General features: G+C 72.4%; 8 protein-coding genes. All 8 read left to right on the plus strand.

Annotation, left to right across the window (positions count from 1 at the left end; genetic code table 11):
* Nucleotides 1–89 precede the first annotated feature (89 nt).
* The 8 genes from glgX to RKD23_RS11965 all read left to right on the plus strand — a co-directional run bounded on the left by glgX (nucleotide 90) and on the right by RKD23_RS11965 (nucleotide 14,454).
* On the plus strand, nucleotides 90–2,336 hold the full coding sequence (gene glgX / locus RKD23_RS11930) for a glycogen debranching protein GlgX (protein ID WP_424853664.1): 2,247 nt from the start codon (nucleotides 90–92) through the stop codon (nucleotides 2,334–2,336).
* Between the two features lie 98 nt (nucleotides 2,337–2,434).
* Complete coding sequence (locus tag RKD23_RS11935) at nucleotides 2,435–4,369, plus strand: ABC transporter ATP-binding protein (RefSeq protein ID WP_424858219.1); 1,935 nt, start codon at nucleotides 2,435–2,437, stop codon at nucleotides 4,367–4,369.
* The gene (locus tag RKD23_RS11940) at nucleotides 4,366–6,222 is read left to right on the plus strand and encodes an ABC transporter ATP-binding protein (RefSeq protein ID WP_424853665.1); all 1,857 of its coding nucleotides are present in this window, start codon (nucleotides 4,366–4,368) and stop codon (nucleotides 6,220–6,222) included. Before RKD23_RS11935 ends, RKD23_RS11940 begins: the two co-directional genes overlap by 4 nt.
* A complete protein-coding gene (locus RKD23_RS11945) occupies nucleotides 6,219–7,907 on the plus strand; it encodes an ABC transporter transmembrane domain-containing protein (protein ID WP_424853666.1) in 1,689 nt (562 codons plus the stop codon). Before RKD23_RS11940 ends, RKD23_RS11945 begins: the two co-directional genes overlap by 4 nt.
* Nucleotides 7,897–9,780, plus strand: coding sequence for an ABC transporter ATP-binding protein (locus tag RKD23_RS11950; protein WP_424853667.1), 1,884 nt, complete (start codon nucleotides 7,897–7,899; stop codon nucleotides 9,778–9,780). Before RKD23_RS11945 ends, RKD23_RS11950 begins: the two co-directional genes overlap by 11 nt.
* Before the next feature lie 245 nt (nucleotides 9,781–10,025).
* On the plus strand, nucleotides 10,026–12,071 hold the full coding sequence (locus RKD23_RS11955; RefSeq protein ID WP_424853668.1) for a M4 family metallopeptidase: 2,046 nt from the start codon (nucleotides 10,026–10,028) through the stop codon (nucleotides 12,069–12,071).
* Nucleotides 12,072–12,272: 201 nt separating this feature from the next.
* Nucleotides 12,273–13,934 (plus strand): M4 family metallopeptidase, encoded by a 1,662-nt coding sequence (locus RKD23_RS11960; RefSeq protein WP_424853669.1) that lies wholly within the window; start codon nucleotides 12,273–12,275, stop codon nucleotides 13,932–13,934.
* 22 nt (nucleotides 13,935–13,956) lie between these two features.
* Complete coding sequence (locus tag RKD23_RS11965) at nucleotides 13,957–14,454, plus strand: DUF1990 domain-containing protein (RefSeq protein ID WP_424853670.1); 498 nt, start codon at nucleotides 13,957–13,959, stop codon at nucleotides 14,452–14,454.
* Nucleotides 14,455–14,554: the final 100 nt, after the last annotated feature.

A 14,554-nucleotide genomic window follows, 5' to 3' on the forward strand; every position in this document is an offset into this window, starting at 1 on the left:
GGGGGAAGGGCCGACACGAGCCGAGGGAGGGGTGCGTGCCATGGCGCACCCGTCCCGTGTCGTGCCGACGAGCCGCGGGAGGCCGACAGGTGTCGAGCGCAGCCGAACAGGAGACGGTGGCCGTCGGGGACGGGCGTACGGCCGCCGTCGTCGAGGGAGCGCGGCGCGGGGCGCCGGCCCTGCCCGTGCCCGTGTGGCCGGGCGCGCCGACCCCGCTGGGCGCCCGGTTCCGGGTGGGTCCGGACGGGGTGGCCGGCACGAACTTCGCGCTGTGGGCGGGCGGGGCGGAGGCCGTGGAGCTGTGTCTGTTCGACGAGGAGGGCCGTGAGACGCGGGCCCGGCTGAGCGAGCTGACGCACGAGATCTGGCACGGCTTCGTGCCGGGCGTGCTGCCGGGCCAGCGCTACGGCTACCGGGTGCACGGCCGCTGGGACCCGTGGACCGGCGCGCGCTGGAACCCGGCGAAGCTGCTGCTCGACCCGTACGCGCGTGCGGTGGACGGCGACTACGCGGCCTCCGGACTGGCGCCGGAGCTGTACGGGCACGTCCGGGACTGGCCCGAGCAGCAGGTCGCCGACACCGTGCGCGACGACCGGGACTCGGCGCCGTTCGTGCCCAAGGGCGTGGTCGTCCATGACGACGACGACTGGTCCGACGACCGCCGCCCCAAGACGCCCTGGGCGGACTCGGTGATCTACGAGCTGCATGTGCGCGGCTTCACCAAGCGGCACCCCGGCATCCCCGAGGAGCTGCGCGGCACGTACGCGGGCCTCGCGCACCCCGCCGCGATCGAGCATCTGGTGAAGCTGGGCGTCACGGCGGTGGAGCTGCTGCCGGTGCACCAGTTCGCGCACGAGGACCACCTGCTGCGCAGGGGCCTGCGCAACTACTGGGGCTACAACTCCATCGGCTACTTCGCGCCGCACGCCGCCTACGCCGCCTCCGGTACGACCGGTCAGCAGGTCGGCGAGTTCAAGCGGATGGTGCGCGCGCTGCACGCGGCCGGGATCGAGGTCGTCCTCGACGTGGTCTACAACCACACGGCGGAGGCCGGCGAGTTCGGGCCCACGCTGTCGCTGAAGGGCATCGACAACCGCGGCTACTACCGGCTCCAGCCGGACGCGCGCCGGTACGCCGACTACACGGGCTGCGGCAACACCCTGCACGTGGTGCAGCCGCATGTGCTCCGGCTCATCACCGACTCGCTGCGCTACTGGGTGACGGAGATGGGCGTGGACGGCTTCCGCTTCGACCTGGCGGCCGCGCTGGCCCGCTCGATGCACGACGTCGACATGCTGTCCCCGTTCCTCGCGGTGATCGCCCAGGACCCCGTGCTGCGGCGGGTGAAGCTGATCGCCGAGCCGTGGGACGTCGGCTCGGGCGGCTACCAGGTGGGGGCGTTCCCGCCGCTGTGGACGGAGTGGAACGACCGCTACCGGGGTGCCGTACGGGACTTCTGGCGTGGCGCGCTGCCCGATGTGCGCGACCTCGGCTACCGGCTGTCGGGCTCCAGCGACCTGTACGCGTGGGGCGGGCGGCGGCCGTACGCCTCGGTCAACTTCGTCACCGCGCACGACGGTTTCACCCTGCGCGACCTGGTGTCGTACGAGCACAAGCACAACGACGCCAACGGCGAGGGCAACCGGGACGGCACCGACGACAACCGCTCCTGGAACTGCGGCGCCGAGGGCGACACCGACGACGAGCGGGTGCTGGCGCTGCGGCGCCGCCAGTTGCGCAACCTGATGACGACGCTGCTGCTGTCCACGGGCGTGCCGATGCTGGTGGCCGGGGACGAGCTGGGGCGCACCCAGCGCGGCAACAACAACGCCTACTGCCAGGACGACGAGACCAGCTGGCTCGACTGGGGCCTGCTGGAGGACCCCGGGTGGAAGGCGCTGCACGAGCTGACGTCCCGGCTGATCGCGCTGCGCCACCGGCACCCGGTGCTGCGCCGGCGGGCGTTCTTCTCCGGCCGGGCGCACTCCGCGGACGGGCTGCGGGACCTGGCCTGGTTCACCGCGCGGGGCTCCGAGATGACCGAGGGCGACTGGTACGCGCCCGCCGCCACGCTCGGCATGTATCTGTCCGGCCGGGACATCCCCGGCCGGGACGGGCGCGGCGCCCCGATCCTCGACGAGAGCTTCCTCGCCGTGCTGCACGCCGGGGAGCGGCCGGTGGACTTCGTGCTGCCGGGCCCGCCGTGGGCCGAAGTGTACGAACTGGTCGTCGACACCTCCCGGGAGGACCAGTCCGAGCCGCCGGGCACCGTGCACCGGGCGGGCACGCGGCTCACCGTGCCGGGACGGGCGGTGCTGCTGCTGAAAGTGGGCTGAACGGCAGGTCGTAGGACCTTCGGCGGAGGCCGGCCCGGCCGAAACTCGGTGGGCAGTGTCAGTGGCGAACCGTAGGCTCGCTGCTGATGCCCACGATGATGCCCACGACACGTGCAACCGCCGAGGACCGTTCCGCCGTTCGCAGCCTGCTGCGCCTGTGGCCGTACGTACGGCCGGTGCGCGTACGGCTGTTCAGCGCCGCTCTCGTGGCGGTCGTGGCCTCCTGTGTGGGGCTGGTGATCCCGCTCGTGCTGAAGTGGGTGGTGGACGGCCCCGTGGCCGACGGCGACCCGGCGGGTGTCTGGCTGGGCGCGCTGTATCTGCTGCTTCTCGGGTTCGCCGAGGCCCTGCTGTTCGGGTTCCGGCGCTGGCTGGTGGCCCGGCCGCTGTCGGGCGTGGAGGCGGCGATGCGGGCGGACCTCTACCGGCATCTGCAGCGCCTGCCGGTGTCCTTCCATGACCGCTGGGCCTCCGGCCAGTTGCTGTCGCGCGGCACGACCGACCTGATGCTGCTGCGGATGTTCCTGGCCTTCCCGCTGACCTTCCTGCTGGTCAACGGGGTGACGATCCTGGTCGGCGTGATCATCATGCTGGTCCAGGACCTCACCCTCGGCCTGGTGATCCTGCTGCCGGCCGTACCGGTGATGGTCACCTGTGTGGTCTTCGAGAAGCGGTACGCGGACGTGGCCCGGCTCGCCCAGGACCAGGTCGGCGATCTGACGACGGTCGTCGAGGAGAGCGTCCTCGGCATCCGCATCATCAAGGGCTTCGGCCGGCATCGCAGCCAGGCACGGGCGTTCCGCGAGCTGTCCGGCACCCTGCGCGGCACGGAGTTGCACAAGGCGCGGCTGCTGGCGGCGATCTGGGCCGTCATCGTGACGCTGCCGGAGGTGGCCATCGGGGCCGCGCTGGTCCTGGGCGCCGTCCAGGTGGCCGACGGCGACCTGTCGGCGGGCACGCTCGTGGCGTTCCTGTCGACCGCCCTCGCGCTGCGGTGGCCCGTCGACTCGATCGGCTTCCTGCTGGCGATGAGCCAGGAGGCGGCGACGGCGACCGAGCGGTACTTCGAGGTGATGGACGCGAGCCCGGAGGAGACGGGTACCGGTACCGCGACCGGTACTGGCACCGGTGTCGCGCCGGCAACCGGTACTGGCGCCGGTGCCGCTCCGGCAACCGCTGCCGACACCGCTGTCGTCGACCGTCCCGCAGCCACCGCCACCGCTGTGGGCAGTCGTTCCGCAGGGCGGAACGGGTGGGCACAGCCGACAGCGCCCGGCACCGCTGGAAGAGGGCTCCGCTTCGAGGACGTCACCTTCCGCTACCCGGACGCCCCGCCCGACACGCCGCCCGTCCTCGACGGCATCGACCTCCACGTCCGCCCCGGCGAGTCCATGGCCCTCGTAGGAGCCACCGGCAGCGGGAAGACCACGCTCACCGCGCTGGTCCCCCGCCTGCACGAGGTGACGTCCGGGAAGATCACCCTGGACGGCGTCGACATCACCGCCATCCCCCGCGAGGAACTCCGCGCCCTCATCTCCGTCGCGTTCGAGGAGCCCACCCTCTTCTCGGCGAGCGTCGGCGAGAACGTCCTCATGGGAGCCGGCGACAACCCCGGCCCGGAGGACCTGGACCGCGCGCTCGACATCGCGCAGGCCGGCTTCGTGCACGCCCTCCCGCAGGGCGCCGGCACCCAGGTCGGCGAGCAGGGCCTGAGCCTGTCCGGCGGCCAGCGCCAGCGCCTCGCGCTCGCCCGGGCGGTCGTGGGCAGACCGAGGTTCCTCGTGCTGGACGACCCGCTGTCCGCGCTGGACGTGCACACCGAGGCGGCCGTGGAGGCCGCGCTGCGCCAGGTGCTGGCCGACACCACGGCCCTGATCGTCGCGCACCGCCCCTCCACCGTGCTGCTCGCCGACCGGGTCGCCCTGCTGTCCGGCGGCCGGATCGCCGCCGTCGGCACCCACCACGAACTGCTGCGCAGCAACGCCGAGTACGCGCACCTGATGTCCGGAGCGGACGAGGAGGCCCACCGATGACGGCGACCGCCGCGAGCGCCCCCACGAAGGACGCGCCTCACGACGAGGAACCCCACCGCACCGGCGACCCCTTCGACCGCGACACCCTGCCCACCCCGCCGGGCGCGGTCACCGCCCTGCTGCGCTCCCTGCTCGCCCCCATGAAGGCCAGGGTCGCCGTCACCACGCTCCTGCTGCTGCTCCAGCAGGCGGCGGTGCAGGCGGGCCCGCTGCTGGTGGCGTACGCCATCGACAGGGCCGTCCCGGCCTTCCGCGCCGACGACCGCGGGCCGCTGCTCGCGGTGGCCGTCGGCTATCTGCTGTGCGCGCTCACCGCGGGGGCGCTGCAGTACGCGTTCATCGTGCTGTCCGCCCGCGTGAACCAGGACGTGCTGCTCGACCTGCGCGGCCGTATCTTCCGGCACGCGCAGGCGCTCAGCGTCGACTTCCACGAGCGGTACACGAGCGGCCGCCTGATCTCGCGCTCCACCACGGACGTGGAGTCGCTGCGGGAGCTGCTGAACGAGGGCCTGCAGGAACTCGTGACGGTGGTGCTGTCCTTCGTCTACATCTCGGCGCTGCTGCTCTGGCTGGATCTCGGCCTCGGCGCCGTCGCGGTCGCCTCGTTCGTGCCGCTGTACGGGCTGGTGCGGCTGTACCAGCGGCGGGCGGCACGGGTGTACGAGGAGCGGTCGACGGCGATCGCGGCGGTGATCGTGAAGTTCGTGGAGACGATGAACGGCATCCGCCCGGTGCGCGCGTTCCGCCGCGAGGCGGTCAACGACGCCGAGTTCCGAGTCCTCAACCGCCGCCACGAGCGCACCAACGGCGACGCGCTGCTGGAGATGATGCGCTATGTGGTCGGCTCCCGGCTGGTCGCCAACACGGCTGTCGCGCTGATCGTGCTGTGGGGCGCCTACCGGGTCGCCGACGGCGGGCTGGCCCTCGGTGTCCTCGCCGCCTCGGTGCTGTACCTGCGACGGCTGTACGACCCGATCGACCGGCTCGGCATGTTTCTGAACTCCTACCAGTCGGCGGCCGCCTCGCTGGCGAAGATCGCCGGTCTGCTGGCCCAGACGCCCTCGGTGCCCGAGCCGGCCGAACCGCGCCCGCTGCCCGAGCGCCGCTCGGAGCTGCCCGGCCGCGAGGTCGTCTTCGACGGCGTCCGGTTCGCCTACCGCACGGGCGGCGAGGTGCTGCCCCGCTTCGACCTGACCCTTCCGGCCGGGCAGACGGTCGCCGTGGTCGGCACCACCGGCGCGGGCAAGTCGACGCTCGCCAAGCTGCTCGCCCGCTTCTACGACCCCACCGACGGGCGGGTCCTGCTCGACGGGGTGGACCTGCGCGAGCTGGCGGTGCCCGAGCTGCGGCGCGGGGTGGTCATGGTGACGCAGGAGGCGTTCCTGTTCTCCGGCACGGTCGCCGAGAACATCGCCATCGGCCGCCCCGACGCCACCCGCGAGGACATCGAGCGGGCCGCGAAGGCCATCGGCGCCCATGACTTCATCAGCGCCCTGCCCGACGGCTACGACACCGACGTCCGCAAGCGGGGCGGCCGTATCTCGGCCGGTCAGCGCCAACTCGTCGCCTTCGCACGGGCGTTGCTCGCCGACCCGGCGGTGCTGATCCTGGACGAGGCGACCAGCTCGCTGGACATCCCCGGCGAACAGGCGGTGCAGCGGGCGATGGCGACGGTCCTGAAGGGCCGTACGGCCGTGGTCATCGCGCACCGGCTGTCCACGGTCGAGATCGCCGACCGGGTGCTGGTGATGGAGAAGGGCCGGATCGTCGAGGACGGCAGCCCGGCCGAACTCGTCGCCGGTACGGGCCGCTTCGCCGATCTGCACCGCGCGTGGCGGGACAGCCTGGCGTGAGGCGGCGGCAGGCGATCGACGCGTACGCCGACCCCGGGACGCCGGACACCCGAAGCTCCGGACGCTATCTGTGGTGGCTGGTGATGCGGCAGCCCGGGCGTTCGGTGACGGGGGCGGTGCTGTCCAGCGTGTGGATGATGCTGCTGGCGCTGACGCCGTACGTCATGGCGCGGGCCATCGACGACGGTCTGGAGACAGGCGACTTCCCGGCGCTGGCCGGGTGGTGCGCGGCGCTGGTGGGGGTGGGCGCGGTCACCGCCTGGGTGGGCATCCTGCGGCACCGGACGATGACCCGGGTGCGGATGGACGCCAACTTCCGCACGGTGAAGGTGCTCGTGGACCACTCCGTGCGGCTGGGCGCGGCCCTGTCCCGGCAGGCCGGGGCCGGGGAGGTCGTCACGATCGGCGTGGGCGACGTCCAGACGATCGCCGGCTCGCTGACGGCGGTGGGCCCGGGCCTCGGGGCGCTCGTCGCCTTCGTGGCCGTCGCGGCCCTGCTGCTGTCGGTGTCGCTGCCGCTCGCCGTCGTGGTGCTGGTCGGCGTGCCGGTGCTGGGCCTGGTGATGGGCCCGCTGATGAAGCGGCTGCAGGGCCGGGAGGCGGAGTACCGCGAGCGCCAGGGCGCGCTGACCGCGCGGATCGCCGACCTCGCGGGCGGGTTGCGGGTGCTCAACGGCCTCGGCGGCAAGAGCCTGTTCACCGACGCCTTCCGCCGGGACTCCCGGCATCTGCGCGACCAGGGCTACCGCGTGGGCGCGGTGACCAGCTGGATGGAGGCCCTCGGGGTCGGCCTGCCGGTGCTGTTCCTCGCGGTGGTGACCTGGCTCGGGGCGCGGCTGGCCGCCCAGGGCGACATCACCGTGGGCGAACTGGTCTCGGTGTACGGCTATGTGGCGGCCCTGATGTGGCCGGTGGCCTTCCTCGTCGAGTGCAGTGCCCAGATCAGCCGCGCCCTGGTGGCCGCCGGCCGGGTCGTCCGGTTCCTGCGCCTGGAGGCGGAGCCGGTGACCGGCACGGCCGACGCCCCCGCCGAGCCGTCGCTCCTGCGCGACCCCGACTCGGGCGTGTCCGTGCGCCCCGGCTCGCTGACCGCCCTGGCGGCCGCGCGCCCCACGGACGCCGCCGAGATCGTCGAACGCCTGGGCCGCTACGCCCCCTCGGCCGTCACCTGGGGCGACGTCTCCCTGGCCGACGTCCCGCTCCCGCAGGTCCGCTCGCGCATCCTGGTCGCCGATCACGAGGCCGACCTGTTCGCGGGGCCGCTGCGGGAGGTGCTGGGGGGCGACGACCCACGCGCCCTGCACGCGGCGGTGGCCGAGGACATCGTCCAGAGCCTCCCCGACGGCCTCGGCTCCCCGCTCGACGCCCAGGCCCGCAACCTCTCCGGCGGCCAGCGTCAGCGCGTCCGCCTCGCCCGGGCCCTCCTGACCGACCCCGAGATCCTCCTGGCCGTCGAACCCACCTCGGCCCTGGACGCCCACACCGAGGCGAAGGCGGCCGAACGCCTGAAGGCCGTACGCCAGGGCCGTACGACAGTGGTGACCACCACCTCCCCCCTGGTCCTGGCCCAGGCGGACATCGTCCACTACGTGGTGGACGGCAAGACGGCAGCCACGGGAACGCACCAAGCCTTGCTACAAACGGACCCGGGCTACAGGGAGTTGGTGGCCAGAGATGCAGAGTAAGACGCCCCAAAGGACACGCCCGAAGGGGCGCGGGGAACTGCGCGAGAAACCACAACGAACCCGCATCCGGCAGACCACAGAAGCCCCCCTCCCAGTAGCCGCCCCACCCCAGGTAAGACGCGCCGCACTCAACCTCGTCCAGGCGGACAAACGCGCCTTCGTCACCACCCTCGCCCTCAACTCCGCCGCAGCAGCGACAGGCGCAGCCACCCCTTGGCTCCTCGGCCGCATCATCGACGAGGTACGGGCAGGCGCAAACGTCACCACGGTCGACAAGCTGGCCCTGGCCATCCTCCTGTGCGCCCTGGCCCAGCTCCTCCTGACCCGCCAGGCCCGCTGCACGGCCCACCGCTTCGGCGAGAGAACCCTCGCCCGGGTCCGCGAACAGTTCGTCGACCGCGCCCTGGACCTCCCGGCCTCCACGGTGGAACGCGCCGGGACCGGCGACCTCACCGCCCGCGGCACCGCGGACATCGCCGCGGTCGGCGCCACCCTGCGCGACGTCGGCCCCGACCTGCTCATCAGCACCGTGCAGGCGCTGTTCCTGCTGGGCACCCTGTTCGTCGTCGACCCCCTGCTGGGCGCCGCCGGCCTGCTGTGTCTGATGCCGATCCACTGGGCCCTGCGCTGGTATCTGCGCCGCGCCCGCGACGGCTATCTCGCCGAGGGTGCGGCCACCTCCAAGGTCGCCGAGATCCTCGCGGCGACCGCGTCGGGCGCGCGCACGGTGGAGGCGTTCGGGCTGGGCGAGAAGCGCGTCGCGGCGAGCCGGGACGCGCTGGAGGAGTCCCGCCGCACCCGTGAGTACACGCTGTTCCTGCGCTCGGTGTTCTTCCCGTCGGTGGAGGTGTCGTACGTCGTGCCGGTGGCGGGTGTCCTGCTGCTCGGCGGTGTGCTGCACGCGCACGGCTCGGTGAGTCTCGGCTCGGTCGTGGCGGCGGCCCTGTGCATGCACCGGTTCGCCGAGCCGCTGGACCAGATCCTGATGCGGGTGGAGCAACTCCAGTCCAGCGGCGCCTCGTTCGCGCGGGTCGAAGGTCTGGCGCAGGCGCCCCGCCCCGACCGGGGCCCCTCCCGGAGTCCGGTCGGCGACCGGATCGACGTCTCCGGCGTGCGCTACGCCTACGACCGCGGGGGCGAGGTCCTGCGCGGCGTGGACCTGACGGTCCGCCCCGGGGAGCGGCTCGCGGTGGTCGGGCCCTCGGGCGCGGGCAAGACCACTCTGAGCCGGCTGCTGGCGGGTGTGGACGCGCCCACCGAGGGCGCGGTGACGGTCGGCGGGGTGGAGGTGGCCGCGCTGGACCCGGAGCAACTGCGCCGCCAGGTGGTGCTGGTGACCCAGGAGCACCACGTCTTCCTCGGCACGGTCCGCGACAATCTGCGCATCGCCGCGCCGGACGCCGGGGACGCGGCGCTGTGGGCCGCGCTGGGCACGGTCGGCGCCGAGGAGTGGGTGCGGGAGCTGCCGGACGGCCTGGACACCGAGCTGGACGCCGGCCGTCTGGACGGCTCGCAGGCCCAGCAGCTCGCCCTGGCCCGGGTGGTGCTGGCGGACCCGCACACGCTGGTGCTGGACGAGGCGACGGCCCTGCTGGACCCGGCGACCGCCCGGCACGCCGAGCGCGCCCTGGCGGCCGTACTGCACGGCCGTACGGTCATCGCGGTGGCGCACCGGCTGCACACCGCGCACGACGCGGACCGGGTGGCGGTGATGGAGGACGGCCGACTCGCCGAACTCGGCACGCACGAGGAGCTGGTGGCGGCGGGCGGGGCGTACGCGCGGCTGTGGCGGACCTGGCACGGGGAGCCGTCCGCAGCGCCGGTCGGACCGGCCGGCTCCGCGCCGAGCGAACGGTCCGCATATCGAACGTGAACTCCCGGTCAACGGACGATTTCCAGCCAATCTATTGACGCGCTCCTGACAGACAGCGCGATCTGCTGCCACTCTTCCCACGGCCACCCCACAGCAACCCCACAGTCCGACCACCCGCTGTGGGCCGGGTCATCGCTCTGACGCACGTGGTTGTCACGTACCACCCCGTTCTGCCCGGACGCCCCACCTCGGCGCTCCGGTCTCCCCCGGCCGCGCAACCCCGCGGCCCGCAGAAGGAGTCAGTGTTGAGACGCAGTTCCTCCCACAGACGCACCTCCCACACCCTGCACCGCAAGGCCGCGGCCGTCGCCCTGGTGGGCGTCTCCGCGCTTCTGGCCGCCGCCGTCCAGGCCGGCTCGGCCACCGCAGCCCCCGACCAGGCACCCGTGGCCGCGGGCAAGGCGGACCCCGGCGCGCTGCCGGCCAAGCTCAGCCCCGCCCAGCGCGCGGCGCTGCTGAAGGACGCGCAGTCCGCCAGCGCCGACACCGCCAAGGACCTCGGCCTCGGCGCCCAGGAGAAGCTGGTCGTCCGTGACGTCGTCCAGGACCGCGACGGCACCGTGCACACCCGCTACGAGCGCACCTACGCCGGCCTCCCGGTGCTCGGCGGCGACCTGGTCGTCTCCACCACCAAGGACGGCGCGCGCGAGGGCGTGGTCAAGGCGACCCGGGCCACCGTCAAGGTCGCCTCGCTGAAGCCCTCCGTCGCGGCGAGCCGCGCCGAGCAGCAGGCGCTGGGCGCCGCCCGGGCCGAGCGCGCCAAGGACGCGGACGTCAACCGCGCCCCGCGCAAGGTGATCTGGGCCGCCACCGGCAAGCCGACTCTCGCCTACGAGACGGTCGTCGGCGGCCTCCAGCACGACGGCACCCCGCAGGAACTGCACGTCGTCACCGACGCCACCACGGGCGCGAAGCTCTTCGAGTGGGAGGCGATCGAGACCGGCACCGGCAACACGGTCTACAGCGGCACCGTCGCGCTGACCACCACCCAGTCGGGCTCGACGTACAACCTCACCGACGGGGCCCGCGGCGGCCACAAGACGTACAACCTCAACCGTGGCACCTCCGGCACCGGCACGCTGTTCTCCGGCCCCGACGACGTCTGGGGCAACGGCAGCCCGTCCAACCTGGAGTCGGCCGGCGCGGACGCCCACTACGGCGCGGCGCTGACCTGGGACTACTACAAGAACGTGCACGGCCGCAGCGGCATCCGCGGCGACGGCGTCGGCGCGTACTCCCGGGTCCACTACGGCAACAACTACGTCAACGCCTTCTGGTCGGACAGCTGCTTCTGCATGACCTACGGCGACGGCTCGGGCAACACCAACCCGCTCACGTCGATCGACGTGGCCGCGCACGAGATGAGCCACGGCCTGACCTCCGCGACCGCGAAGCTGGTCTACAGCGGCGAGTCCGGCGGCCTGAACGAGGCCACCTCGGACATCTTCGGCTCGACCGTGGAGTTCTACGCCAACAACTCCTCCGACATCGGTGACTACCTCATCGGCGAGGAGATCAACATCAACGGCGACGGAACGCCGCTGCGCTACATGGACAAGCCGAGCAAGGACGGCGCGTCCAAGGACAGCTGGTACTCCGGCATCGGCTCGATCGACGTGCACTACTCCTCGGGCCCGGCGAACCACTTCTTCTACCTGCTCAGCGAGGGCAGCGGCGCCAAGGTCATCAACGGCGTCAGCTACAACTCGCCGACCTCGGACGGCCTTCCGGTGACCGGCATAGGCCGCGCCAAGGCCGAGCAGATCTGGTTCAAGGCGCTCACCACCAAGTTCACCTCGAACACCAACTACGCGGGCGCCCGCACCGGCACCCTCGCGGTCGCCGGTGAGCTGTACGGCACCACCAGCGCCGAGTACAAGGCGGTGCAGGACGCGTGGGCGGCCGTCGCGGTCGGCTCCCGCTCCGGCGGCGGTGGCGGCGGCACGACGTTCGAGAGCACCACGGACGTGTCCATCCCGGACCAGGGCGCCGCGGTGACCTCGCCGATCACCGTCACCGGCCGCTCCGGCAACGCGCCGAGCAACCTCCAGGTGGGCGTGGACATCGTGCACACCTACATCGGTGACCTCCAGGTCCAGCTGGTCGCCCCCGACGGCACGGCCTACACGCTGAAGGCGTACGGCACCGGCGGCAGCGCGGACAACATCAACACCACGTACACGGTGAACGCCTCCTCCGAGGTCGCCAACGGCACGTGGCTGCTGAGGGTCCAGGACAACGCGGCCATCGACACCGGTTACATCAATGGCTGGAAACTGACCTTCCCGTAAAACTCACAGGAACGGTCACCCGACGCCGCCCCGGGGCTTCAGCTCCGGGGCGGCGCCCTGCGTTTACCTGCCTGAAACGTTCACCGACCAGTCGGTATCCGGTCAACATCACTTGCTAGTCATGACATGTACGCACCATGGATGCCAGGCTTCCTCCACCGCCGCACAAGCACCAACACCCCCACGAACCAAGGAGCCTGTGTGTCCTCCCGCTACGCGCGTCACCAGCGCGCCACCCTGGCCATCGCCACCGCGGTGGCGTCCGGGGCGCTGCTCACCACCGCCCTGACCACCGGATCGGCCTCCGCGCAGACCCCCGCCGACACCGGCCGCACCTCCGCCGCCGCCACGCCGCTCGCCCTCTCCCCGGCGAGCCGCACCGCGCTGATCGCGCGGGCCGACGCGGCCAAGGCGCGGACCGCCGAGGAGATAGGCCTCGGCGCCCAGGAGAAGCTCGTCGTCCGGGACGTCGTCAAGGACGCCGACGGCACCCTGCACACCCGCTACGAGCGCACCTACGCAGGACTCCCCGTCCTCGGCGGCGACCTGGTCGTCCACGAAAGCCCGACCGGGCGGACCGAGGGCGTCACCAGAGCGACCAAGGCCGCGCTGAAGGTCGCCGACCTCACCCCGGAGGTCACCGCGACGGCCGCCGAGAAGCAGGCGGTCGGCCGCGCCAGGTCCCTCGGCGCCACCGCCCCCGAGGCCGGCCAGGCCCCCCGCAAGGTCGTCTGGGCCGCCACCGGCAAGCCGGTCCTCGCCTACGAGACCGTCGTCGGCGGCCTCCAGGAGGACGGCACCCCCAACGAGCTGCACGTCATCACCGACGCGGCCACCGGAAAGAAGCTCTACGAGTACCAGGGCATCGAGACGGGCAGCGGCAAGAGCCAGTACTCCGGCACCGTCACCCTCGGCACCTACCTGTCGGGCTCGACGTACCAGCTGAACGACACCGCGCGCGGCGGCCACAAGACGTACAACAAGGCCCGCTCCACGACCTCCTCGGCCGGCACGCTGTTCACCGACACCGACGACGTCTGGGGCACCGGCACCGCCTCCAGCTCCTCCACCAGCCAGACCGCGGCCGTCGACGCCGCCTACGGCGCGCAGGTGACCTGGGACTTCTACAAGAACACCTTCGGCCGCAACGGCATCAAGAACAACGGCGTCGCCGCCTACTCCCGCGTCCACTACGGCAACGCCTACGTCAACGCCTTCTGGTCCGACACCTGCTTCTGCATGACGTACGGCGACGGCGAGGGCAACGTCAAGCCCCTGACCTCGCTCGACGTGGCCGGGCACGAGATGACCCACGGCGTCACCGCCAACACGGCCGGCCTCAACTACAGCGGGGAGTCCGGCGGCCTGAACGAGGCCACTTCGGACATCTTCGGCACGGCGGTGGAGTTCTACGCGGGCAACGCCTCCGACCCCGGTGACTACCTCATCGGCGAGAAGATCGACATCAACGGCGACGGCACCCCGCTGCGCTACATGGACAGGCCGAGCAAGGACGGCGCGTCCGCCGACTCCTGGTCGTCGTCGCTGGGCGGCCTGGACGTGCACTACTCCTCCGGCCCGGCCAACCACTTCTTCTACCTGCTCAGCGAGGGCAGCGGGGCGAAGACGGTCAACGGCGTGAGCTACAACTCGCCCACCTCCAACGGCTCCACGGTCACCGGCATCGGCCGCACCAAGGCCGCCGCGATCTGGTACAAGGCGCTGACCGAGTACATGACGTCGACCACCAACTACAAGGGCGCCCGTACGGCGACCCTGAGCGCGGCGTCGGCGCTGTACGGCTCGACCAGCACCGAGTACAAGGCCGTGGCGGCCGCCTGGGCGGCGGTCAACGTCAACTGACGGCCTTCTAGGCTTGGGCGGCATGTCCTTCACCTATGAAGAGGTCGGCGCGACGCGTCGTGCCGGCCACTGCCCGCCCGGCTTCCACCCGCTGCACGTCCGTACCCGGATCGGGGAGGGCGAGGCGGTGTTCGAGCGGGCCGCGGAGGCGGTCCGCACCTGGGAGATGCACAGGGCGCTCGGCGTCGGCGTTCAGGCCGAGGCCGAGCGCGCCGCCGAGGGTGTCGGGGTCACCGTCACCCTCGCGGGCGTCATCAAGGCGCCGTGCAGGATCGTGTGGACGGTCGACGAGCCCCGCCGGGCGGGATGGGCCTACGGGACGCTGGAAGGCCACCCCGAGTGCGGGGAAGAGGCGTTCGTCGTCGACCGGACGGGAGACGGCACGGTGTGGCTGACCGTCTCCGCGTTCAGCAAGCCGGCCAAGTGGTACGCACGTGCCGGAGGCCCGGCCACCCGGGGCCTCCAGCACGCGTACGCCCGGCGGTGCGGGAAAGTACTGCGGGATTTGTGTGCCGCCTAGGGGCGGGGGGCTTGTGTGCGTGGCGGACTGCGAGCCGTCCGTGGTTGCTCGCGCCCGCGCGGCGGAGCCGCATATCGATACAGCCCCGCGCCCCTTGGGG

This window comes from Streptomyces sp. SAI-170, from assembly GCF_049739565.1.
GTDB lineage: Bacteria > Actinomycetota > Actinomycetes > Streptomycetales > Streptomycetaceae > Streptomyces.